At 66.6% G+C, this 24188-nt stretch carries 19 protein-coding genes; 12 read left to right on the top strand and 7 right to left on the bottom strand.

What is annotated here, in order from left to right:
• Window positions 1-281 precede the first annotated feature (281 nt).
• From AC3A35_RS05295 to AC3A35_RS05280, 4 genes are all read left to right on the top strand, one after another.
• Window positions 282-1979 carry an L-lactate permease gene (locus AC3A35_RS05295; protein ID WP_487434871.1) on the top strand — a complete coding sequence of 566 codons (1698 nt, stop codon included), beginning with the start codon at window positions 282-284 and terminating at the stop codon, window positions 1977-1979.
• Window positions 1980-2117: 138 nt separating this feature from the next.
• Entirely contained in the window at window positions 2118-2957 is an 840-nt protein-coding gene (locus AC3A35_RS05290) for a (Fe-S)-binding protein (protein ID WP_487434870.1), read from the top strand.
• The gene (locus AC3A35_RS05285) at window positions 2954-4393 is read left to right on the top strand and encodes a LutB/LldF family L-lactate oxidation iron-sulfur protein (protein WP_487434869.1); all 1440 of its coding nucleotides are present in this window, start codon (window positions 2954-2956) and stop codon (window positions 4391-4393) included. The genes AC3A35_RS05290 and AC3A35_RS05285 overlap by 4 nt, the downstream gene beginning before the upstream one ends.
• Window positions 4393-5064, top strand: coding sequence for a LutC/YkgG family protein (locus AC3A35_RS05280; RefSeq protein WP_487434868.1), 672 nt, complete (start codon window positions 4393-4395; stop codon window positions 5062-5064). The genes AC3A35_RS05285 and AC3A35_RS05280 overlap by 1 nt, the downstream gene beginning before the upstream one ends.
• Window positions 5065-5154: 90 nt before the next feature.
• Here AC3A35_RS05280 and AC3A35_RS05275 read toward each other — a convergent pair whose 3' ends face one another.
• Window positions 5155-6819, bottom strand: coding sequence for a glycoside hydrolase family 13 protein (locus AC3A35_RS05275; protein ID WP_487435369.1), 1665 nt, complete (start codon window positions 6817-6819; stop codon window positions 5155-5157).
• Between the two features lie 139 nt (window positions 6820-6958).
• Here AC3A35_RS05275 and AC3A35_RS05270 point away from each other — a divergent pair, with 139 nt between their 5' ends.
• Window positions 6959-8065: a glycoside hydrolase family 5 protein gene (locus tag AC3A35_RS05270; protein WP_487434867.1), complete on the top strand. Its 1107-nt coding sequence runs from the start codon at window positions 6959-6961 to the stop codon at window positions 8063-8065.
• Here the strand turns inward: AC3A35_RS05270 and AC3A35_RS05265 are convergent.
• Complete coding sequence (locus AC3A35_RS05265) at window positions 8051-9829, bottom strand: ABC transporter ATP-binding protein/permease (RefSeq protein WP_487434866.1); 1779 nt, start codon at window positions 9827-9829, stop codon at window positions 8051-8053. The two genes, AC3A35_RS05270 and AC3A35_RS05265, sit on opposite strands and share 15 nt — an antisense overlap.
• 427 nt (window positions 9830-10256) lie before the next feature.
• Here AC3A35_RS05265 and leuE point away from each other — a divergent pair, with 427 nt between their 5' ends.
• Both leuE and AC3A35_RS05255 read left to right on the top strand, forming a co-directional pair.
• Window positions 10257-10907 carry a leucine efflux protein LeuE gene (leuE, locus tag AC3A35_RS05260; RefSeq protein ID WP_487434865.1) on the top strand — a complete coding sequence of 217 codons (651 nt, stop codon included), beginning with the start codon at window positions 10257-10259 and terminating at the stop codon, window positions 10905-10907.
• 136 nt (window positions 10908-11043) lie between these two features.
• On the top strand, window positions 11044-12609 hold the full coding sequence (locus AC3A35_RS05255; protein WP_487434864.1) for an MFS transporter: 1566 nt from the start codon (window positions 11044-11046) through the stop codon (window positions 12607-12609).
• Window position 12610: 1 nt separating this feature from the next.
• Here AC3A35_RS05255 and dctP read toward each other — a convergent pair whose 3' ends face one another.
• The 3 genes from dctP to AC3A35_RS05240 are packed head-to-tail and all read right to left on the bottom strand — an operon-like array spanning window position 12611 to window position 15458.
• Entirely contained in the window at window positions 12611-13582 is a 972-nt protein-coding gene (dctP, locus tag AC3A35_RS05250) for a TRAP transporter substrate-binding protein DctP (RefSeq protein WP_487434863.1), read from the bottom strand.
• Window positions 13583-13618: 36 nt separating this feature from the next.
• Complete coding sequence (locus AC3A35_RS05245; protein ID WP_487434862.1) at window positions 13619-14935, bottom strand: TRAP transporter large permease; 1317 nt, start codon at window positions 14933-14935, stop codon at window positions 13619-13621.
• 1 nt (window position 14936) lies between these two features.
• Window positions 14937-15458 (bottom strand): TRAP transporter small permease, encoded by a 522-nt coding sequence (locus tag AC3A35_RS05240; RefSeq protein ID WP_487434861.1) that lies wholly within the window; start codon window positions 15456-15458, stop codon window positions 14937-14939.
• A gap of 441 nt (window positions 15459-15899) precedes the next feature.
• Here AC3A35_RS05240 and AC3A35_RS05235 point away from each other — a divergent pair, with 441 nt between their 5' ends.
• Entirely contained in the window at window positions 15900-16334 is a 435-nt protein-coding gene (locus AC3A35_RS05235) for a CBS domain-containing protein (protein WP_487434860.1), read from the top strand.
• A gap of 144 nt (window positions 16335-16478) precedes the next feature.
• On the opposite strand, the gene AC3A35_RS05230 is transcribed toward AC3A35_RS05235, so the two are convergent.
• On the bottom strand, window positions 16479-16862 hold the full coding sequence (locus tag AC3A35_RS05230) for a c-type cytochrome (RefSeq protein WP_487434859.1): 384 nt from the start codon (window positions 16860-16862) through the stop codon (window positions 16479-16481).
• Between the two features lie 1136 nt (window positions 16863-17998).
• Complete coding sequence (locus AC3A35_RS05225; protein WP_487434858.1) at window positions 17999-19798, bottom strand: PQQ-dependent methanol/ethanol family dehydrogenase; 1800 nt, start codon at window positions 19796-19798, stop codon at window positions 17999-18001.
• Between the two features lie 322 nt (window positions 19799-20120).
• On the opposite strand from AC3A35_RS05225, the gene AC3A35_RS05220 reads away from it, so the two are divergent.
• The 4 genes from AC3A35_RS05220 to AC3A35_RS05205 all read left to right on the top strand — a co-directional run bounded on the left by AC3A35_RS05220 (window position 20121) and on the right by AC3A35_RS05205 (window position 24028).
• Window positions 20121-20906 carry a quinoprotein dehydrogenase-associated SoxYZ-like carrier gene (locus AC3A35_RS05220; protein ID WP_487434857.1) on the top strand — a complete coding sequence of 262 codons (786 nt, stop codon included), beginning with the start codon at window positions 20121-20123 and terminating at the stop codon, window positions 20904-20906.
• Window positions 20906-21895 (top strand): quinoprotein relay system zinc metallohydrolase 1, encoded by a 990-nt coding sequence (locus AC3A35_RS05215; protein ID WP_487435368.1) that lies wholly within the window; start codon window positions 20906-20908, stop codon window positions 21893-21895. Before AC3A35_RS05220 ends, AC3A35_RS05215 begins: the two co-directional genes overlap by 1 nt.
• 130 nt (window positions 21896-22025) lie before the next feature.
• A complete protein-coding gene (locus AC3A35_RS05210; protein ID WP_487434856.1) occupies window positions 22026-23387 on the top strand; it encodes a histidine kinase in 1362 nt (453 codons plus the stop codon).
• The gene (locus AC3A35_RS05205; protein ID WP_487434855.1) at window positions 23384-24028 is read left to right on the top strand and encodes a response regulator; all 645 of its coding nucleotides are present in this window, start codon (window positions 23384-23386) and stop codon (window positions 24026-24028) included. Before AC3A35_RS05210 ends, AC3A35_RS05205 begins: the two co-directional genes overlap by 4 nt.
• Window positions 24029-24188: the final 160 nt, after the last annotated feature.

Below are 24188 nucleotides of genomic sequence, written 5' to 3'. Positions count from 1 at the left end.
TCGCGCCTCTCCCGCGGATCGCGGCGCGGCTATCCATTCATCGTGAGCGTACATCGCAACACGGACGCCCGCTTAATCCAGGCATCGAATTAATTGATCAAAACAATTGACAGCCCTGATGCGCTCTTCTAGCCTAAGCCATCAAATTGTCAATTGGTCTTACCACTTTAGACCAGTTCGAGACGCCAGATCAAGCCAAGGAGACCGAAGATGACTGTTTCGCCGCACCCGATCCCCACCCCTAGCGCGCCTCGAGCGCGATCCTGAGCGGAGTGCCCGCGATGCAAGCAGGTACCCTCGCCCTCCTGGCGTTCTCACCGATCCTTCTCGCCGCCATCCTTCTCGTCGGCCTGCGCTGGCCGGCCAAGCATGCGATGCCGGCCGTCTATCTGGTCACGGCGGCAATCGGACTGCTCGCCTGGGACATGAGCTTCAACCGCATCCTGGCCTCGACCCTGCAGGGACTGGTGATCACCGTCGGGGTGCTGTGGATCATCTTCGGCGCCATCCTGCTGCTCAACACGCTCAAGTACTCGGGCGGGATCAGCGCGATTCGCAGCGGCTTCGCGACCATCAGTCCCGATCGCCGGATCCAGGCGATCATCATCGCGTGGCTGTTCGGCTGCTTCATCGAGGGCGCCTCGGGCTTCGGCACCCCGGCCGCGATCGCCGCGCCGCTGCTGGTGGCGATCGGCTTTCCGGCGATGGCCGCGGTGATGCTGGGCATGCTGGTGCAGAGCACGCCGGTGTCGTTCGGTGCGGTCGGCACGCCGATCATCATCGGCGTCAATAGCGGGCTGGATACGGCGACGATCGGCGCGCAGCTGGTCGAGCAGGGTTCGAGCTGGCCGGCGTTCCTGCAGCTCATCACCAGCAACGTGGCGATCATCCACGCCATCGTCGGCACCGCGATCCCGCTGATCATGGTCCTGATGCTGACCCGCTTCTTCGGCAAGGAGAAAAGCTGGAAGGCCGGCTTCGAGGTGCTGCCGTTCGCGATCTTCGGCGGCCTCGCCTTCACCCTGCCCTATGCCGCGACCGGCGTCTTCCTAGGACCGGAATTTCCGTCGTTGCTCGGCGGCCTGGTGGGCCTCGCAATCGTGACCACGGCCGCGCATTACGGCTTCCTGGTGCCGAAGACGAAGTGGGATTTCGCCGACCCGAAGGACTGGCCGGCCGAGTGGCTGGGCACGGTCGAGATGAAACTCGACCAGCTGCCGCGGCATCAGCAGATCAGCGCCCTGCGCGCCTGGCTGCCGTATGTGCTGGTCGGTGCGCTGCTGGTGATCAGCCGCGTGTTCCCCGAAGTCGGCAGTGCACTCAAGTCGGTGGTGATGGTGTTCCCCGACATCCTCGGCGAGAAGGGCATCAAGGCCGACTTCATGCCGCTCTACCTGCCCGGCGGCATCCTGGTGACGGTGGTGATCGCCACCGTGTTCCTGCACCGGATGCATGCGCGCTCGCTGGTCAAGGCGGTAAACGAATCCTCCCGGGTGCTGCTCGGCGCCGGCTTCGTGCTGCTGTTCACCGTGCCGATGGTGCGCATCCTGATCAACTCCGGGGTCAATGCCGGGGCGCTGCCGAGCATGCCGATCGCGATGGCGCAGTGGGTGGCCGACAGCGTGGGCAACATCTACCCGCTGCTGGCACCGAGCGTCGGTGCATTGGGCGCCTTCATCGCCGGCTCGAACACGGTGAGCAACATGATGCTGAGCCAGTTCCAGTTCGGCGTCGCCACCAGCCTGGGCATCTCCGGCGCGCTGATCGTGGCGGTGCAGGCGATCGGCGCGGCTGCCGGCAACATGGTCGCGATCCACAATGTGGTCGCCGCCTCGGCCACCGTCGGCCTGCTCGGACGCGAAGGCGCGACCCTGCGCAAGACCTTCTGGCCGACGCTGTACTACGTGCTTGCCACCGGCATCATCGCGCTGCTCGCGGTCAACGTGTTCGGCGTGAGCGATCCACTGGTCGGCACGTGACGATCAGGCGCATCATTGGCGGACAAGAAATCGGCGGCCCCGTGCATGCGGGGCTGGTCGCGGTGTGCCCGCCACGGCGGCCGGCGCCCCCGGCGGCGGTGCCGGCCCAAAGACAATAGACAGACGGAGACAACGCCCATGAGCCACCTCCCCGCGGCCGACGCCGCCAACGCCACCCGCGTGGCCCCGACGCCCGCGCCGCCGCGACGCTATCCGGACCAGAAGCCGGGCGACGTCTACCTGTTCGGCACCTGTGTGCTCGACCTGTTCTTTCCCGATGCGGGCATGGATGCGATCCGCCTGCTCGAGCGCGAGGGCATCCGCGTGCATTTCCCGCAGGGCCAGAGCTGCTGCGGCCAGCCGGCCTACACCTCGGGCTACACCGACGAGGCGCGCGAGGTGGCGAGGGCGCAACTGGCACTGTTCGGCGGCGACTGGCCGGTGGTGGTGCCCTCGGGTTCCTGTGCGGGGATGTTCCGCCATCACTATTTCGACCTGTTCCGCGACGAACCGGACACGCTGAAAGAGGTCGCGTCCTTGTCCGAGCGCACCTTCGAGCTGGCCGAATTCCTGCTCGAAGTGTGCCGCATCCGGCTCCACGACAGCGGCGCGCCGGTCAAGGTGGCGCTGCATACGTCCTGTTCGGCGCGGCGCGAGATGAATACCCATGTGCACGGCCGCGCGCTGCTCGCGCAGCTCGGGCAGGTCGAGCGCGTCGACCACGATCACGAGAGCGAATGCTGCGGCTTCGGCGGCGCCTTCAGCGTACGCATGCCCGACATCTCCGGCGCCATGGTGCGCGACAAGACTGCGGCCCTGGTCGATTCGGGTGCGGCGGAAGTGGTGAGCGCCGACTGCGGCTGTCTGCTCAACATCAACGGCGCATTCGAGAAGCAGCAGGACACGCTGCGCGGCGAACACCTCGCCAGCTTCCTGCTGCGGCGCTCGGGCGGCGAGACGACGGGAGAACAATCATGAGCGCAGCGGCCGATACGCCCGCGATCCCGGTCAGTTTCAAGCGTCGCGCGCACGACGCGGTCCATGACGCCCAGCTGCGCAAGAACTTCCGCGGCGCGATGGACTTCCTGATGGCCAAGCGCGCGGCGCAGTTTCCCGACGGCGACGAGATGGAGCGCCTGCGCACCTTCGGCAACGCGGTGCGCGCCCGCGCGCTGTCCAAACTGCCCGAACTGCTCGAGCGTCTCGAGACCAACCTGACCCGCAACGGGGTCAGGGTGCACTGGGCCGAGACCGTGGATGAGGCCAACGCCATCGTCCATGACATCGTCCGCGCGCACGAGGCGAAACAGGTGATCAAGGGCAAGTCCATGGTCAGCGAGGAAATGGAGATGAACCATTACCTCGAAGGCTATGGCGTCGATTGCCTGGAATCCGACATGGGCGAGTTCATCGTCCAGCTCGGCAAGGAGAAGCCCTCACACATCATCATGCCGGCGATCCACCTCAACGCCGGCCAGGTCGCCGCGCTGTTCCACGACAAGCTCGAGGTCGATTACACCGAGGACGTCGACCGCCTGATCCAGATCGGGCGCGAAACCCTGCGACGCAAGTTTTTCGAGGCCGACATCGGCGTGTCCGGAGTCAACTTCGCGATTGCCGAAACCGGCTCGCTGCTGTTGGTCGAAAACGAAGGCAATGGCCGCATGTCGACCACGGTGCCGCCGGTGCACATCGCGGTGACCGGGATCGAGAAGGTGGTCGAGAACCTGCGCGACGTGGTGCCGCTACTGTCGCTGCTGACCCGCTCCGCGACCGGGCAGCCGATCACCACTTACGTGAACGTGGTCTCCGGCCCGCGCAAGGCCGAGGAACTCGACGGCCCGCAGGAGGTGCACCTGGTGCTGCTCGACAACGGCCGCAGCCAGGCCTTTGCCGACGGCGAGCTGCGCCAGACCCTGAACTGCATCCGCTGCGGCGCGTGCATGAACCACTGCCCGGTGTATACCCGGATCGGCGGTCACGCCTACGGCACCGTATATCCGGGCCCGATCGGCAAGATCATCACCCCGCACATGCTCGGCCTCGAAGAAACGCAGGATCTGCCCAGCGCCTCGTCGCTGTGCGGCGCGTGCGGCGAAGTGTGCCCGGTGAAGATTCCGATCCCTGCCATCCTGCGCCGCCTGCGCGAGGAGAACGTGCGTTCGCCCGACGCGGAACCGCATCACATGCGCGGCCAGGGCAGCAAGTATTCGCGCACCGAGCGCGCGGTGTGGAAGGTGTGGCGTACGCTCAACACCTCGCCCCGCCTCTATCGCGCCCTCGGTCTCGCCGCGACCCGGCTGGGCGGGCTGATGCCGGCGAAGATCGGTCCCTGGACCGAGCATCGCAGCGCCCCCAAACCGGCCACGCGCACGCTGCACGAAATGGCCCGCGACCACCTGGGAGACGAATGATGAGCGCCAGGGACAAGATCCTCGCCAAGCTCCGCGCCAGCCTCGCCGGCACCACGCCGCTGGCCGACAGCTACGACCAGGCTCTGGTCACCGAGCCATGGTCCTACGCGCCGGAGCAGCGCATTGCGCGCCTGCGCGAACTGCTCGAGGCGGTGCACGGGGAGACCCACCTCACCACCGCCGCCGGCTGGCCGGCGCTGGTCGCCGAAGCGCTCGCCGAGCGCGCCATCGACGAACTGCTGATCTCGCCGGAGACCGCGCACGGTCAGCAGTTTGCCGGCTACCAGGCACTGCACGCCGGCACCATCCGGCTCAAGGCCTACGACAAGCCGGTGGAGGCGTGGAAGGAGGAACTCTTCTTCGCGACCCCGGCGAGCCTGACCGGCACCCTGGGCGGAATCGCCGCCACCGGCAGCCTGATCCTGTGGCCGACCCCGGCCGAACCGCGGCTGATGAGCCTGGTGCCGCCGTTGCACATCGCGCTGCTCAAGGCGAGCGAGATCCACGACAACCTCTACCAGGTGCTGCAGGCGCAGCGCTGGGCGGAGGGCCTGCCGACCAACGCGCTGCTGGTGTCGGGTCCGTCGAAAACCGCCGACATCCAGCAAACCCTGGCCTACGGCGCGCACGGGCCGAAAGAACTGATCGTGCTGATCCTCGAAGACGCCTGACCGCTCGGCCGGCACCGTGCAACCGGAAGAGCCCTCCACCAGCGACTCGTGGCGGAGGGCGCCCTGGTCGACGAGGCGTGCCGGAGGCGCTCAGGCGATGCGATAGACCCGCGCCTCGAACGGCCGCAGCTTGCAGGCGTTGATGTCCGGATGCGGGGCCACGTCGTGGTTCGCCAGCACCAATTGGTCGTGGCGCAGCGCGAAGCCGCGATGCCGGTAACGCGCGTCCCGAGCGCTCAGATTGCAGATGATCATGAACGTGGCGCCATCGAGGTCGCGGGTATGGACGCACAGCTGCGGATGGTCCTTCAGCAGCATCCGATAGCGGCCATGCACCAGCGCCGGATGGGTGCGGCGAAGGGCGATGAGTTCGCGGTAGAAGTTCAGCACCGACCGCGGCTCGCTTTGCTGGCGGGCGACGTTGGTCTCGGGGTAATCGGGGTTGAGCAGCAGCCACGGCTTGCCGGTGGTGAACCCCGCGTTGGGGCCGTCGTTCCATGGCATCGGCGTACGGGCGTTGTCGCGCGCGGTCAGCGCCATCTCGGCCAGGATCTCGGAATCGCCCATGCCGGCGGCACGCATCCGGGCGATCCGGTTCTTTGCAAACACGTCGTCGAAGTCGCTCAGCTGCTCGAACCGGGCATTGGCCATGCCCAGTTCCTGCCCCTGGTAGATGAAGGGCGTGCCCTGCATCAGGAAGTACATCGCCGCCAGCGCGGTCGCGCTCTCGTAACGATAGCGGACCGGGTCGCCCCAACGCGACACTACGCGCGGCTGATCGTGGTTCTCGAGGTAGAGCGCATTCCAGCCGCGGCCCTCGAGCGCGTTCTGCCAGCGCGCGAAGATCTTCTTCAGGGCGCGCACGTCCAGCCCCGCGCGCGGGTTGCCCGACCACAGGTGCCAGTGCTCGAACTGCAGGATCATCGATAGCCGGCCGCGCGTGGTCCCGACCCAGGCCTCGGCCTGACGTGCCGACACGCCGTTGGCTTCGCCCACGGTCATGATGTCGCGATCGCGCCACGCGGCGCGCGCGAGTTCGTCGACATAGTCGAGCACCCCCTCGACCCCCATGTTGAAGGCGTGCCCGGGAACCTGCTCCAGTCCCTGCGGATTGGGTGCGTCAGGCAGACGGGGGACCTTTTTCAGGTGGGTGATGGCATCGATGCGGAAACCGTCGACGCCCTTGTCCAGCCACCAGCGCACCATGTCGTGGAATGCGGCGCGAACCGCCGGATTGTCCCAGTTCAGATCGGGCTGGCGCGCGGTGAACAAATGCAGGAAATACTGCCCGGTGCGCGCATCCCAGGTCCACGCCGGGCCCTTGAAGACGCTCTCCCAGTTGTTCGGCGGCCGGCCGTTGCGCCCATCGCGCCAGACATACCAGTCGCGGCGCGGGTTGGCACGCGAAGCCCGCGACTCGACGAACCAGGGATGCTCGTCGCTGGTGTGGTTCATCACCAGATCGAGGATCAGGCGCATGCCGCGGCGATGGACCTCGGCCAGCAGGCGGTCGAAATCGGCCATGGTGCCGAACTCCGCCATGATCGCCTGGTAGTCGCTGATGTCGTAGCCGTTGTCGTCGTTCGGCGACTGGAATATGGGACACAGCCAGATCACGTCGATACCCAGCCACTGCAGGTAGTCGAGCCGGGCGAGGATGCCGGGCAGGTCGCCGATGCCATCGCCGTTGGTGTCGAGGAAACTGCGCGGGTAGAGCTGATACACCACCGCGTCGCGCCACCATTCTCGTCCCATCATCGGGTTTCCTGTCGTCATGCCGGACACGACCGATTGTAGGCCCGGCGAGCGCGCAAAAAGGGCGCGACAGGCGTAATCTTTGACCCTGGCCGCGCCCGCTGCGAGGCGGACCGACAAGCACCCGGGGAGGTGAAAAATGGAAGCGACGGGAGTCAAATTGCGTGGCGTCAACCTGGGCAGCTGGCTGCTGCTGGAGCGGTGGATGGTGCCCAGCCTGTTCGACGGCCTGGAGGCCACCGACGAGACCACCTGGTGCGCCGAACTCGGTCCGGCGGCCACCGACAGGCTGCGCCGCCACTGGAACAGCTTCGTCACCTACGAGGATTTCGCCTGGATCGCCGAGCGCGGGCTCAATGCGGTGCGCATCCCGGTGGGGCACTGGATCTTCGGCCCGGACTATCCCTATCATCCCAAGTACGGCGACAACCGCCACCCCTTCGTCACCGGCGGCATCGATGTCCTCGACCGCGCGCTGGACTGGGCGGCGAAGCTCGGCCTGCGGGTCATGCTCGACCTGCATGCCGCGCCCGGCTGCCAGAACGGCTTCGACAACGGCGGCATCATGGGCGTGGTCGAATGGCACACCCGCCCCGAATACCTCGAGCACTCGCTGTCGGTGCTCGAGCGCCTGGCCGAACGCTACCGGTCCCACCCCGCGCTGCACGCGATCGAGGTGTTGAACGAACCGCGCTGGGACGTGCCCACCGACTACCTCAAGGCCTACTACCTCGCCGCCTACGACCGCATCCGCAAGCACTGTCCGCCGGACCGGGTGGCGGTCGTGTTCCACGACGGTTTCCGCTCCTATCGCGAATTTCTCGGTTTCATGCAGCCGCCGTTGTGGCAGAACGTGATCTACGACTACCACCGCTACCAGTGCTTCGACCGCCGCGACATCGACACCGACATCTATGGTCACCTGCACAAGGCGGGCGGCGAATGGCGCGACGAGGCGGACTCGATCAATGCCGCGCTCGGCCTGCCCGCGGTGTGTGGCGAATGGAGCCTGGGGCTGGACCTGCGGGTGGTGTCCTTGTGGGCCGAAGGGCCCTACAACCACGCACTGGAGCACATGGACGCATTCCAGCAGGATGTCGCCAGCCGGGGCTACGCGGCGGCGCAGATCCTCGCCTTCGAGAAGCTCTTCGGCTGGTTTTTCTGGAGCTACAAGACCGAGACCACACCGGCGTGGTGTTTCCGCGACTGCGTCGAGCGGGGCTGGCTGCCGTCACACTTCCGGTAGCACGGTCGGCTCGCCACGGGCGGCCGTCGCTTGTTGCCCGCGCTGCCGGTTGAGGCTGAGCTTGCGGTCGTAGAAGTGATCCACGCCGTTGTGGCGGCTGATGTTCAACAAGGTCGAGCTGGGCAGTTCATGGTGCAGCAACTCGATGGTGTCGACCTCGTCCTTCGAATCGAACGCATCGGTCGCCTCCTCGATGAACACCCAGCCCGGCTGCTGCAGGAACAGGCGGGCGATGCCGAGACGCTGCTGCGCACGGAGCGGCAGCGCCCGGCTCCAGTCCTCGTAGTCGTCCAGGCGCGGCGTGAGCCATGCAATGCCGGCACATTCCATGGCCCGGTGCAGGCAGGCGGTGCTGTAGTTCACGGCATCCTGCGGGTAGCTCAGCACGGCGCGCAGCGTGCCTTCGGGCAGGAAGGGACGCTGCGGGATGAACATCATGTCGCGCCCCGCCGGCAGATTGATCTCGCCGTGTCCCCACGGCCACAGCCCCGCCACCGCCTTGAACAGACTGACCGTTACCGCCGGATCGCCGGTGATCAGGATGCGCTCGCCGTGACGGACGCGCAGGTTGAATCCGTCGAGCAGAATCTGACCGGAGGGCGAAGCCAGTCGGAGGCCGCGGATGTCGAGTTCGGGGCGGCCCGACTGGTGGCGCTCGATGCGGAGTTCGCCGTGGCCGTGTTCGCGGTCTTCTTGCTCGAGCACCTGCATGTCCTCGTGCAGGGTCACGATGCGCTCGATCGAGGCGCGGCAGCGGGCGATCTCGCCCAGGTTGTCGATCGGCCACGACAGCGCCGAGGTCAACCGCTGAAAGGCCTGCGCCGCCTGCATCAGCAGCCCCAGACTCATCGCCCCGGCGATGTATTGCGGCGCAGCGATCAGGATCGGAAACACCGGCAGCAAGGCACCGTAGCCGGTGGAGAAGGAGACGATGCCGAGATAGGCCAGGGTCTGCCGATTCCAGCCGCGGCCGACGTCGGCGAACAGGCGGTCGGCATTGCGCCGCTCGGACGGCTCGCCATGCAGCAGCGCGATCGCTTCCGAATGCTCGCGCGCCCGCGCCAGACCAAAGCGCAGGTTGGCTTCGACCGATTGCAGCCTGTTGGTGGTGCGGATCAGCGGGCGCCCGAGCATCAGGCCGAACACGGTGCCCACGCCGGCGTACAGAAAAGCCATCAGCACCAGGTAGCCTGGCACCGCAATCGAGGTACCGGGCAGGGTTGCGCTACCGGAGACGCTGAGCAGGATCTCGATGAAACTTCCGAGCACCAGCAGTGAGAACAGCAGCGAATGCGCCAGCCCGATCGCCGCCTCGGTGGCGATCCGGATGTCCTCGGCGATGCGGCCGTCGGGGTTGTCATGTTCGCCGACGGTATATTGCAGACGATAGTGATGGGCATGGTCCATCCACTGATCGAGCAGCAGGCTGGTCATCCATCGTCGCCAGTCGAGTTGCAGCCAGCGCTTGATGTGCATGTGCAGCGCAGTGACCGCCATGGTCAGCGCAAAGATCAGCACGAAGGTCATCACCAGCCGCAGCAGTTCGGCCAGCGAGCGCGCTTCGAGGGCATCGAACAGTTCGCGGTGCCAGTAACTCACCCAGATCGCCAGCGCTACCTGCGCCACCGTGAGCACGACCAGCAGCAGCACCGCACCGCGCACCACCCACTTGCGCTCGCCGTTCCAGTAGTCGCGCGCCATGCGTACGAACTGCCGGCCGGATCGGCGGGGGTGGGTGGTGGGCATGGTCGGGGCGGATTGCATGAGGATCTCAGGCCGGCGTGCGCGTGGCCGGCGCGGCGACCGTGCCAGGCGCCGGAGCGGATCGTCGACCACCCCCTGCACCGGCCCGGGTCGGCCGGCACGGCGCCTGCCAAGGTTCGGCCGGCACCTCGACAGGCAATCGGCGCAACCGGAAATCGCCGCTGACGGCTGCCACAACGATCATCGCATCCTCGCCATCCACGCCTAAAGAATGTATCAGTGCTCAGGGTAGCGCAACCCGGCACTATTTCCGCACGCGCTGCAGATGGGCGGTTCGCGCCGCCCTGGGGCTGAAACGGCCCATGACGGACGGGCACGGTCGAATGCGATCGACCCTCCGCAACCACCCCGCACCTTGGTAACATGGCGGGCGCGCGGGGCGGCCCTGCCCGCGACCTCCGCCTTCGACCCGCGCCAGGACTACACCATGTTTTACGGCATCAGCGACATCACCACCTTCATTCTCGGCACCGTCCTGATCGTGTTGCTGCCGGGACCGAACTCCCTCTACGTGATGGCGGTGGCCTCGCGCTGGGGCGTGGGTGCCGGCTACCGCGGGGCGTGCGGCATCTTTCTCGGCGACCTGATCCTGATGGTGCTTTCCGCCTCCGGCGCAACCTCCCTGCTGAAGGCGACACCGGAGCTGTTCATGGCGATCAAGTACGCCGGGGCGGCCTATCTGGCCTGGATGGGGATCGGCCTGCTGCGGGCGGCGATCGCGATGTGGCAGGGCAAAGTCAAGGCCGGCGACGCCGGACAGCCGGTCCGCGATGCCTCGCGCCCGTTCCGTACCGCACTGCTGATCAGCCTGATGAACCCGAAGGCGATCCTGTTCTTCGTTTCCTTCTTCATCCAGTTCGTCGACCCGGGCTACGCTCACCCGGTGCTGTCCTTCACCATCCTCGGCGTGATCGTCCAGCTGTGCAGCGCGCTCTATCTGTCGGCGCTGATTTTCGGCGGCGCCCATCTGGCCCGACAGTTCCGGCGCCGGCGTCGGCTGTCGGCCACTGCAACCGGCGGGGTCGGAGGGCTTTTCATCGGGTTCGGGGTCAGGCTCGCGGATGCGACCCTGAGTTAGCGCTGCGCGTTCTCAATGCCGGCCGCCGGAACTTCCCTGGCGGTCGCATTCGTCGACGCTGCACCCGGCCTCGATTCCGGGATAATGCGCGACCGGGTGCATCCGCCCCGGGCACCGAGCATACTGATCCCGCCCCATGTCCGACACCGCACACGTCCGCACCATCCAGCGCAAGGTCGCCGTCGCCGCCTGCTTCGGCACTTTTCTCGAATGGTACGACTTCCTCACCTTTGCCACCCTGGCGACCTATTTCAGCGTGCTGTTCTTCCCGCCGGACGATCCGGTGACCGCGCTGCTGGCGAGCCTGGGGACCTTCGGCGTGGGCATGATCGTGCGCCCGCTCGGTGCCGCGCTGTTCGGCTCGCTCGGCGACCGCTACGGACGGCGCACGATCTTCCTCGTCACCATCATCATCATGGGGCTGTCCACCTTCCTCGTCGGCCTGCTGCCGACCTACGCCCAGATCGGCATCGCCGCCCCCATCCTGCTGCTCGTGCTGCGCATGCTGCAGGGCCTGTCGGTGGGCGGTGAGATCGGCGGGGCGGCGGTCTACCTGACCGAGCATGCGCCGGCAGAACGGCGCGGCATCTATACCAGCGTGCTGCAGCTGATGGGGCCGCTGGGCATGCTCGCCTCGATGCTGCAGATCGTCGCGCTGCAGTACCTGCTGTCGGATGCCGAGTTCCGCGAATGGGGCTGGCGGGTGCCCTTCCTGATTTCCATCGTGCTGCTGGCGATCTCGATCAAGAGCCGGCTCAACCTGCACGAGTCGCCGGTGTTCAGCCAGCTGCGCGCGCGCAACGGGCTGTCGAAGACGCCGCTGCGCGAGTGCTTCACCGACCGCCACACGCTGGGCCGCATGGCGCTGCTGTTCTTCTGCATCTCGGCCGGTGGCTCGCTGCTGTTCTTTTCGTCCCAGGTCTACACCACGGTGTTCCTGAAGAACGTGGTCAAGATCGACGCCCGCACCGCGAGCACGCTGGTGATGATCGCCACGATCGTGCTGTTTCCGCTGACCATCTGGTGCGGCTGGCTGTCCGACCGCATCGGCCGCCGCCCGGTGCTGCTCGGCGGACTGATCCTCGGCAGCATGGCGGTGCTGCCGGTGTTCCACGGCCTGCTCGCCTACGGCAATCCGGCGCTGGAGCGCTTCAACCGCGAGGTGCCGGTGATGCTCAGTGGCGAGGCCTGCCACTACGACCCCTTCACCGGCGTGCGCAACGACTGCGAACGCTATCAGGACCTGTTCGCCCGCCTGGGCGTGCTGCACCAACACGAGGAAGGCGCGCTCGCGGTACGGATCGGATCCGAGACCGTGGAAGGCTTCCATCCGGACCAGGTGAGCGCCGCCCTGATCGCCGCCGGCCGGCCCGAGCAGGCCGACCCGGCCACCATCAACCACGCCGCGATCGTCGGCCTGCTGCTGGTGCTGGTGGTGGCGCTGGCCTGCATCACCGGCCCGCAGACCGCCACTCTCGCCGAACTCTTCCCCGCCCGCACCCGCTACTCCGCGGTGGCCCTGCCCCACAACCTTTCGGCGGGCTGGATCGGCGGCATGTCACCGTTCATGGTGACCTGGCTCAGCGTGCGCGCCGGCGACAGCCTGGGCGGGCTGTGGTATCCGGCAGGCCTGTTGATCATGGCGACGATCATCGGCCTGCTGTTCCTGCCGGAGGTGCGCAACCGGGTGCTGGAGACTTAGTTCAGCGGCCGTTGCTGAACAGCGCCTTGAGCTGGGCGCCGTACTGCGGACTGGCCTGCTCGACCCCCTTCCAGCCCGCCTCGTAGGCCTGGGCGCGGAACAGGTTGACCTGCTCGGCCGGCAGCGCGACGGTTTCGATCCCGGCCTTGGCCTGGCGCGCCTTCTCTTCCCCGGCAGTCTTCAGGTCCTCGGCGGTCAGCGCTTCGGCCCAGGCGATCTGCTTGTCGAGGAAGGCACGCTGGCCGGCATCGAGCTTCTTCCAGGTGTTCTGGTTCATGAAGAAGCTGACCTCGACATTGTAGAAACCGGGCTCCACGCGGTACTTCGTCTTCTCCTGCCAGCCGAGGTCGAACACGCCGATCGACGGCCAGCCGTAGCCATCGACCACGCCGCGCTCGAGCGCGGTATACACCTCACCCGGCGGCACTTGCAGCGGGGCGGCACCCACCGCCTGGAAGAAGGCGCGGTACACCGGCACGCTGCGCAGCTTGAAGCCGGAGAAGTCGCTGCCGGCGGGCTTCTTGTTGGTATAGATGTGGTATTCGAGGCCATCCGACACCCGGCCCAGCCACACCATGTTGGCCTTTTCGCGGTGGATCCGGTCGAGCAGCGCGTAGCCGCCATTGGCACGGATCTCGGCCATCGGTTTCTCCGCCAGGGTCATTGCCAGCGCCTCGGGCACCAGGTTGGCATGAAACACGCCTGTGCTGTTGGACAGGTCCACCACCCCGGCGCGCACCGCATTGCCGACTTCGAACGGCGGCATCGACTCGGGGCCGCCGACCACCTGGATCTTCATGATCCCCTTGCCCTCGGCATTGACCTTGGCGACAAAGGCATTGAAGCGCTGCGAGAAGAAGGTGTCCTTGCCGAAGGCGGTGACCGCCTTGAGGGTGATCTCGGCGCCTTGTGCGCCAGACATGGCGAGGGCGAGGAATACGCCCGCGGCGAGCTTTCCGGTTGATTTCTGCATCTTGTTTCTCCGTGGGGTTGGGTACGGGTGAAGACTTCAGCCCATCAGACGCGGCAGGCCGACGGCGAGCCAGGGGATGGAAACGATCAGGCCCAGCACGACCAGTTCGATCGCGAGAAAGGGCACTGCGGACGCGTAGATCTGCTGCAGCCGGATGTGCGCCGGCGCGACGCTCTGCATGACCATCAGCAGCAGGCCGAAGGGCGGTGTGAGCAGGCCCATCTCCATCGCGATCAGCATCATCACGCCGAGCCACACCGGATCGATGCCGGCGGCGTTGGCCAGCGGCATGAAGAAGGGCAGCGTGATCATCATCATGCTCACCTGGTCGATCACGCAGCCCAGCACCAGCAACAGCAGCAACATGCCGAACACCAGCATCAGCGGCGACAGTTCGAGTTCGGTGATCAGGCCGAGCAGGCCGGTAGTGGCACCCGAAAAGCTGAGCAGCTGCGAGAAGGTGGTCGAGGCCACCAGCACGAACAGGATGATCACCGAGATCCGCGCGGTCTCGATCAAGGCCTTGTACAGGCCGTGCGCGCTCAGCACGCGATAGGCCGCGGTCGCCACCACCGAGGCGAGCGCACCGATCGCGGCCGACTCGGTCGGCGAGGCCCAGCCGGCGAGCATGCTGCCGACCACGGCGACGAAGATGCCGAGCAGCGGCACCACGTCGCGCACGAACGGCCACCATTTGGCCCAGCCGGTGAACGCCTGCAGGCTCTCGTCGGCGGGCGCGAGATCCGGATTGGCACGGCAACGCAGGATCACGTAACCGAGAAAGCCGATCGCCATGATCAGGCCGGGCAGGATGCCGCCGATCAGCAGCTGCGCGATCGAGATCCCCGCGAGGCTGCCGAGCATCACCGCCAGTGCCGAGGGCGGAATCAGCATCGCGATGCCGCCGACCGCCATGATCGGGCCCATCGCCAGGGTCGGGTGATAGCCGCGACGCAGCATCTCCGGCAACAGGGTGCCGCCCATCATCGCGGTGTTGGCGATGGTCGAGCCCGACAGCGCGGCAAAGGTGGTGCCACCGAGCACCGACACCAGCGACAGTCGTCCCGGCACGCGGGCGATCAGGCGCTCGATCGCCTCGATCGCACGATAGGCCAGGCCGGTATGGAACAGCACCTCGCCCATCAGCACGAAGAGCGGAATCGGGGTCAGCGAGAAACTGCTGATCGAACCCACCGAGTTGCGCACCAGCTGGCCGAGCCCCGCCTCGCCGCCGAGAAAGACCCAGGCCCCGAGCAGATTCACCCCGAGAAACGCAAACGCGACCGGCACCCCGACCAGCATCAGCGCGAACAGACTGCCCAGCATCAGGGCAAGTGCGGCCTGCCATTCCATGTCAGCGGCCCTCGGTGCGGAACAGCGCCCCATGCAGGCGGCGGACGAACTCAACCGCGAGCAGGATGCAGGCGAAGGCCATCGGCAGGTTCAGCCACCATTCGGGGAAGATCAGCACCTTGAACACCATGCCGCCCTGCGCGGACGCGTCGATCGCCACCGCCACGCACTGCCAGGCAAGCACCAGGCTGATCGCCAGGCCGAGCACATCGGTCGCCGCCTCCAGCCACCAGCGCCCGATCGGCGACACGGCGCGCAACAGGATGTCGATACGGATGTGGTCGCCGAGATAAAGGAGCCAGGGCGCGGCGACAAAGGTCGCGATCATCAGCATGTACTCGGTGACCTCGACGCTCCACGCCATCGTGCCCCAACCGAGGTTGCGCACCAGCACATCGGCACAGACCAGCAGGCCCATGCCGCCGAACAACAGCGCAGAGGCAAGTCCGCAGGCCGACATCAGGGCGTGATAGGCGCGATTACCGGGAGACCGGAACGAGGCGGAGGCGTGCTGCGTCGACATGCTGTCACTCCCGATATTTATTTACAACTAAACATATCAGCAGTGAACTTTTCTGTCCACGCATTTAGGTGCTTCAGGAAGACAACAAAACCCGCTTTTAGATCATGGTATTAGACCAGGCATGCAGCGCACGCACCGTACCGGTGCAAGCTCCGTGACGATGCACCATAACGAGCCGCCAAAAGACCGGCAATGCATTCATGCGGCATCGCACAAAAAGCGAAATTTTTGTTAAAAATCAAAAAGATATATGACAGACAGCGACTCGCCCGCAGCTGGCACGGTTGAAGCTTGAAAAACCCTGCCCCGGTTCGTTCGGCAGTCCGACACTGCATCCACCCGGCACCTGGAGTCGCCATTGCCATTCAGCGATGCGCGGCGTACTGGCGGGCCCACCGGTCGATCTTCCGCTTCCCCTCAATAACCAGCAGGAGACAGATCATGCCCAGCCGTCCGATTCATCAGGTCATTGCCGATCGAGATTTTGTCTGCGTACCGTTTGAAATGCCGGTACGTGAAGTCACCCGCCTCATGCTCCAGGCCCACCAGAGCGCAGCCCTGGTCACCGAGCACGGGGTGTTGACCGGCATCTTTACCGAGCGTGATGCCACGTTCCGGATTCTCGCCGCCGGACTGGATGCCGACCACACCCCGGTCGGCGCCGTGCTGACCCACAATCCCCAGGTCATCGGCGAAAACAAGCCCTTCGGCCATGCGCTGCACCTGATGTACGAGGGCGGCTTTCGCCATGTACCGGTGGTCACCCCCGACGGCAGGCCGCTCGGCGTCATCACCGCCCATGACGCCCTCGGGCTGGATGCAGTGGCGTTCAGCGAAGAGCTGGTGCGACGGGAAGAGATCACCGTCATTCTTTGAGCAAGGGCGAAAGCCCTTGCAATCGCACCGGGCTTCGCCGCATCACCGACCCAACCCGGTCCTGTCGAACCCGAACCGGCAGGAAACGGGCTTGCGCCGGCGAGTTGCGCTCCTGCTACCGGCAACTCGCGAACGACTGCGCGATCATTGGCCGTGGGCGAGGATCCAGTCGACCAGACGGCGCGCGTTGCCTTCGGTGATTGCCACCGCATTGGGCGGCATCGCAAGGCCGCTGACCTTGCCCTTCCAGTGGCTGCTGTACGGGCTCGATCCCTCCAGCACGATACGGGTCAGGAACTCGCTCGCGCCCGGCTTGCCGGCATACTGCTGCGCGACATCGTCCCAGGCGGGCCCGATCGGCGCCATGCCGTTGGGGCCCTTCTTGCCGGCCTCGACGCTGTGACAGGTCAGGCAACCACTTGCCGACGCCAGTTTCAACATCTCGGCGTCGGCCTTTGGATCCGCCGCGTGCGCGCTTGCGGTCAGTGCGACCATTGCGGCGCCGGCGAGTAGTCGAATGGAAATCATGATGAAACTCCTCTTGGATGAAAGGTCAAGTTAGCGAACGGGGTGTCGCCAGCCGTCCGGGTTCGTGCCTGGTACGGAGTGGGAAATGTGGGTGGTCGATGATGCTCTTGCTTCCGGTCAGGCGTGGATCTCGTGTGACATGCTTTCGTCTGCCGCGCGCCGCATATGCGGTGGACTCGACCGCCACGTCAGGGCCGTCATCGACGTCATCTGTCAGCCTCGGTCTCAAAGCAATCATCACGCCAGCAGGGTTCCTCGTCCAACCGGAGCGGGCGCCGACCGCTTCCCGCCGCGGGTACACCGTCCGCTTCACGCTTCCGCGGGCACGCTCCACCAAGCCAAGCGGCACACGCATCGATTCGAGTGTAGTCGTCAACATGGGACATCCGCTGAAAAATCCACCAATCCGTGGCGCCCCCCCAGGCGCAGGAGCTTGAAGTCGCCATCGGCCTCCAGCCTGGAACGGACAATCGTCCGGTGATTGAGGATGGTCTTGTGGCTCAGGTGCATTTGCGGACGGGGCGACTCAGCGGAATTCGATCAGTTCGAATCCGGGCAACGCCGGTCGCGGCTCGCCACGGGCAAGTTGCGCAAGCGCTTCCTCGAGTGGGCGCTCTGGACGCAACGCCCGATCCGCGGCCTGTCAGGGCGCCATGATCGAGCCCAGTGCGAACAGCAGTACGCCCAGCATGAGCGCCGCATCACCCATGATCCCGTCAAGCTCTCGCTGCCGGGGTCTGCGCGGATGACGACCGCGCTGTCCGCTCCGCGTTCGATTCGATGGGCCGGCGGCATATCACGATCGGCTCCGGCCACGCGGCAGGCCAATCCGGCAAGCTCCTCATGTGTCACGGAAGGGAGCGGGTGTCCCATATCTGAACGATCGAGCACGACATCGACATGGCGCAAGCGGTCTCCGGCGATCAGCTCGTCGACCCGCTTACTTCCCTGCCCGCGCACCTCTGAGCTGGGGGGACGACATCTCCAACGGTCATCAGAGCGCCGGCGACGGGCTGTCCTGCGGGCTCGGCCTGAAAGCGCAGCGACCCACCATGAAAAAACGGCACCGGCGCTGCCGCGCCGATGCCATTACCGTCTGCATGCCACCCGGCGGTTGCGGCCGGGCAGGTTTCAGATCAGGACTTGTGCAGCTTGAACACCCACACCGAGCCACCCTGCTCGAGGAAGTTCACGCGCTTGGCGACGTCGCCGCCCCACAGCGGAACCGCACCGCCCCAGCCGGACACCACGGCGATGTACTGCTCACCGTCCTCTTCCCAGCTGACCGGGGGCGCGATCACGCCGGAGCCGGTCTGGAACTGCCACACTTCTTCACCGGTGGTGGCGTTGACCGCCTTCAGGTAGCCCTCGGGCGTGCCGTAGAACACCAGGTTGCCGGCAGTGGTCATCACCCCGCCCCACAGCGGCGCGTTGTTCTTGACCTCCCACACGATCTTGCCGGTGACCGGATCGAGCGCGCGCAGCGAGCCGATGTAGTCATCATGCAGCGGCTTGATGGTGAAGCCTGCGCCCAGGTAGGCGGCGCCGCGCTTGTACGACACCGGCTCGTTCCAGATGTCCATGCCCCATTCGTTGGCCGGCACGTAGAACAGGCCGGTCTTCGGGCTGAAAGCCATCGGCATCTGGTTCTTGCCGCCGAGGAAGGACGGTGCGACGAACACGTCCTTGCCCTTCTTGCCGTCGCCACCGGCTTCGACGAACGGGTTGCCCGGACGGTTCTCGTCGATGGTGATCGGCTTGCCGGTCTTGAGATCGAAACCCTTGGCCCAGTCGATCCGGTTCACGAACGGATAGGCGCCGAGCAGCTTGCCATTGGTGCGGTCGTTGACGAAGAAGAAGCCATTGCGGTCGGCCTTGCCGCCGGCCTTGACCACCTTGTTGGTCTTCGGGTCGGTGAACTCGAAGGAGACGAATTCGTTCACCCCGTCGAAGTCCCAGCCGTCATGCGGCGTGCCCTGGAAGTGCCACACGATCTTGCCGGTATCCGGGTCGATTGCGAGGGTGGACGACGAATACAGGTTGTCGCCCGGGCGCAGCCAGCTGTTCCACGGCGACGGGTTGCCGGTACCGATGTAGATCAGGTCGACCTCGGGATCGTAGTAGGCAGCCTGCCACGGTGCCGCACCGCCGGTCTTCCACAGGTCACCCGGCCAGCTTGCATTGGTGGTGCCGGAAATGCCGTTGTCAGCCGCCTTGCCATCCTTGTCGAACTTCTGGCCCATATGGCCCTCGACCGTCGGCCGGGTCCATACCAGTTTGCCGGTCTTGGCGTCGCGCGCATCGACACGACCGACGATACCGAACTCGCCACCGGAGTTGCCGGTGATGACCATCCCCTTGACGATCTGCGGCGCCGCGGTGAAGGAATAACCGGCCTTGTAGTCCTCAATCTTCTCCTTCCAAACGACCTTGCCGGTGTCCTTGTTCAGCGCCACCAACTGGGCGTCCAGGGTGCCGAAGATCACCAGGTCGCCATACAGCGCGGCGCCGCGGTTGATCACGTCGCAGCAGGGCATGATGCCGTCGGGCAGGCGATGCTCGTACTTCCACAGCTTCGCGCCGGTCTTGGCGTCGAGCGCGTACATGCGGCTATAGGACGCGGTGACGAACATCTTGCCGTCGTGGATCAGCGGCTGCGACTGCTGTCCGCGCTGCTTTTCGCCACCGAAGGAAAAGGACCAGGCCGGAACCAGGTTCTTTACCGTATCGGCGTTGACCTGGGTCAGCGGGCTGTAACGCTGCCCCTTGGTGCCCATGCCGTGAGTGACCACCTGGGTGGTGTTGGTGGCGTCATTGACGATGTCGTCATCGGTCACCTCCTTCGCCGTCACCTGGGTCGCCCCCAACACCATCAGCGCGGCCGCCACAACGGTCAGCCTGCGCGGCATGGTCGAATTTCTTGTGATTTTGGTCATCCGTTTTCCTCCTGGGTCTCTCGGTATATGTGACATGCGACCTCCGCCGTGCAGCACCGGCTCGACGGAAATCCAGTCATCTCCTTTGCAAGCGGCATGCCATACCGAATGCCCCCTCGCCAGCTGAGGACACCGGTCGCAGCGCTGTACCAAACCGGTTCACATGCTCCACAAATGAACACCTGCTTGCGACAGGCACGCCGCAGGTCAGGTACGGTGCGCTACCCTGGAAGCAGTAGCGCACTGTTTACACCTTGGCACAGCGTTTGCATTATGCAAGCTCACAACAGGCGCGGCATGCACTGCGCCCCGAGGAGACGAGATGAGATTCACCCGGCTGATCGCGGGTGCCGCCCTGGCGCTCGCCCTGATCCCATTTGCAACGGCCACCCCGGGCGCGACCGCGACCCCTGATCCGCTCGCCTCGCCGCGCTGGGGCGACATGCAGCGCGAGTTTTTCCGCGACGCGCGGGTCGTGTTCGACGACCGGGTGAAGGTTTCCGCACCGACCACGGCCGAGGACGCGCTGAACGTGCCGGTCGCGGTCGATGCCAGCGCCCTTGCCGGGGTCGAGGAGGTTCTGGTGTTCGCCGACTTCAACCCGATCGTGAGGGCGCTCAGTTTCGAACCCGGCCGCGCCCGCCCCAGCCTCGGCTTCCGCCTCAAGCTGCAACAATCGACGCCGGTACGCGCGGCGGCACGCACCGCCGACGGCCTGTGGCATGTCGGCGGCACCTGGGTGAATACCACCGGCGGCGGCTGCACCCTGCCTTCCACCGGCACCGGCTCGCCGGCGTGGCAGCAGCGCCTGAACGAGGTCAGCGCTCGCCGCTGGGCGCGGGTCGACGGCGGCACCCGGCTGCGCCTGCAGATCATCCACCCGATGGATACCGGACTGGCGGCCGGCATCCCGGTATTCCATATCGACGAACTGAGCATCAGCGCCGCCGATGGCGACAGGCTGATGACGATCCATCCCGCCGAGCCGGTGGCGGAGAACCCGCTGTTCACCATCGACATCCCGCCGGGAATCATCGGCAGCGGGGTGCTCGGCGTCGCTGGCCATGACAACAACGGCAACCTCATCCGTGCGGAGGTCGGACCATGATGGCGCCCGGCCACCGCCGTCACCCCGTTCCCCGGGCGGCACTCCGCGCGCTGCGCGTGCTGCTGTTGCAGCTCCTGCTGCTGATCGCCGGCACGTCCGCCGGCGGCGCGGCCGACTTCGACTACCGCCTCGAGCCGCGCCGTATCGCCGACGGCGTATATGTGCTGACCGGCCTTAGCGAGGACTTTTCGTTCGCCAATGGCGGCAACATCGTCAACACCGGCTTCGTGGTCGGCACCAGCGGAGTGGTGGTGATCGACAGCGGCCCGTCGAAGCGCTACGGCGAGCAGATGCGCGCCGCCATCGCCCGCGTCACCTCATTGCCGGTGGCGCTGGTGATCAACACCCACCACCATCCGGACCACTTCCTCGGCAACCAGGCCTTCGCCGCCGGCACCCTGGCCGCGCTGTCCGCCACGACCGGCGCGATCGAAACCGAAGGCCCCGCCTTCCTCGACAATATGTACCGCCTCAACGGCGACTGGATGCGTGACACCGAGGTCGTGGTGCCGCAGCGCGCACTGGCCCCGGGCCTTGTCGACGCTGGCGGCCGGGAGCTCGAGCTGATCGTGCTCGCCGGCCATACCGCCGCCGACCTGGTCGTGCTCGACCGCGCCAGCGGCACCCTGTTCGCCGCCGATCTGGTATTCAACGGCCGGGCCCCGACCACGCCGCACGCCGACATCGCGCAGTGGCTGCAGGCCCTCGACCGGCTGGAGCGGATCGCCTTCCGCCAAATCGTTCCCGGACACGGCGAGGTCGCAAACGACAGCGCTCCGATCGCCCAGACCCGCCGCTACCTGCAGTGGCTGGCGCAGACCGTCGACAGCGGCGCCGAACACGGGCTGGACATGACCGAGATGCTGGCACTGCCGATCCCGCCCGCCCACGCCGGCCTCGCCGTCGTCGCCGCCGAGTACCGGCGCTCGGTCACCCACCTCTACCCGGAGGCGGAACAGGCGGCGCTGCGCAGCGCCGGTCGCCCCTGAACGACACCATCACCACACCACTCACGAGACCGCACATGAGCCCGATAAAAAAAAGTCATCCGCTCGACCGGCTGCCGGGAGCGCGCGCGGGCTGGATCGGCCTGCGCTATCGCTGGGGAGGCTGAACACCATGAGCGCACGCCGCAGCCTGCACGCCCGCCTCAGCCTGATCCTCACCGGTCTGCTCGCCGCGGCACTGCTCGCCGGTGGGGCACTGTGGCTGCGCGAAACCCGCAATGCGATCAGCGAGGAAGTCGAAGCCGCGGGCCGCGTCACCGAGCAATGGCTGAACGTGCTGGTGCGCGAAACGCGTCGCGATCCGGCCACCGCCGAAGCGCACCTGATGAGATCGCTGCGCGAGGTTGGCCGCGTCCGGGCCCACGTGCTGGAAGCGAGCGCGACCGGCGGCGAGGTGGTCTACGTCTCGCCCGCGGCCACCTACAAGGCGGGACGCAGCGCGCCCGACTGGTTCGTCGCCCGGCTGTCGCCGCTGTTGCCGGTGCGTCATCTGGATGCCGGCACCATGCAGCTGACCCTGCGCCCGGACGCATCACGCTCGGTGCTCGACGCCTGGGACGATCTCGCCGGACTGGCCGGCTGGGGGCTGGCGATGCTGATGCTGGCCTGGTTCGGCAGTCACGCCGCGCTCAACCGCGCGCTGCGCCCGCTGGGCGAGATCGACGCCGCCATTGCGCGCGGCGCCGACGGCCATTTCGATCGCCGCCTGCCCGCCCTCGGGGCTCCCGAACTCGATCGTCTGGCACGCAGCTACAACCGCCTTGCCGAACGCCTCGATCACACCCTGGCCGACAAGCGCAAGCTCGAGGACGAGCAGCGCTTCGCCCATGCCGTCCAGGAGCGGCTGGAGGATGAGCGTCGCGCCATCGCGCGCGAACTGCACGACGAACTCGCCCAGGGCATCACCGCGGTACGCGCCATCGCCGGTGCGATCCAGCAGCGCAGCGCCGACCAGCCCGGCATCCACGGCAGCGCCCAGGCCATCGTCGCGATGACCGGGCAGATGCAGGATGGCGTGCGCGCCATTCTGCACCGACTGCGGCCACCGATGCTGGCCGGCGGGCAACTCGATGAGGCCGTGCGCGACTGGTGTGCCCAATGGTCGGCGCTGTATCCACAGATCGAGCTTCACTGTCAAATCGATACCCGCCAGGTGGCGGTCGGCGATGCGATCCAGCTCACCGTACAACGCCTGCTGCAGGAAGGGCTGACCAACGTCGTGCGGCACGCCGGCGCAAGCCGGGTCGACATCGACCTGCGGTGCGCGGCACACGGGGTGGAGTTGCAGATCACCGACAACGGCCGCGGTCTCACCGCCGACGTCACCGATTCCCGCCCGCGCTATGGCCTCACCGGCATGCACGAGCGCACACTGGCCCTCGGCGGTGAACTGCGCTTCGAGGCCGCGCCCGAAGGCGGCCTCAGCGTGTACGCCCGCCTCCCCCTGAACCCCATTCCGGAGCCCGCAACATGAGCGCACTGAACGGATTGCGTATCCTGCTCGCCGACGATCACGCGGTCGTCCGCATGGGCTTTCGTCTGCTGATCGAGGGCGCCGGAGCCGCCGTGGTGGCCGAGGCCAACAGCGGCGAATCCGCGCTGACGCTGTATGCCGAGCACCGGCCCGATGTCCTGGTGATGGATGTGTCCATGCCCGGGCTCGGCGGCCTCGGCGCACTCGAGCGCCTGCTCGCCCACCACCGCGACGCTCGCGTGCTGATGCTCTCGGCCCACGAGGACACCCAGATTCCGTCGCGCACCCTGCAAGCCGGCGCCACCGGTTACCTGTCCAAACGCGCCCATCCGGACGAGCTGCTGCGCGCCATCGCCCAGGTTGCCCGCGGCCAGCGCTATATCGACCCCGAGCTCGCACCGCGTCTCGCCCTGGCGCGCCTGGGCAGCAGCGGCGATCCGGCCTCGACCCTCACCGGCCGCGAGTTCAACGTGTTCCTCCAGCTCGCCCGCGGCCAGTCGGTGGCCGAGGTAGCCGAAACGCTCAAGCTCAGTACCAGTACGGTCGGCACCCATCTCTATCACATCAAGCAGAAGCTCGACGCCGGCAATGCGGCCGAACTGGCGCTGATCGCGGTGCGCTCGGGCCTGGTCGAAACCTGAACGGCGCAATCCCCGCACGCACCACGCCGGCGCTCCGCCCCCCTGGCTGGCCGGCCCGCACGGCACCCGTGGGTGACGCTGCGGACCGCCGGCGCTGATCGCGGCCCCCATCAAGTTTGCGCCCGCGATGCCGATAATCGAAAACAGACGCGCCATCCGC

Source organism: Azoarcus sp. Soil_N_20 (assembly GCF_057656155.1).
Note: the sequence above shows the minus strand (reverse complement) of the source record. Positions and strands in the feature narration are given on the sequence as shown.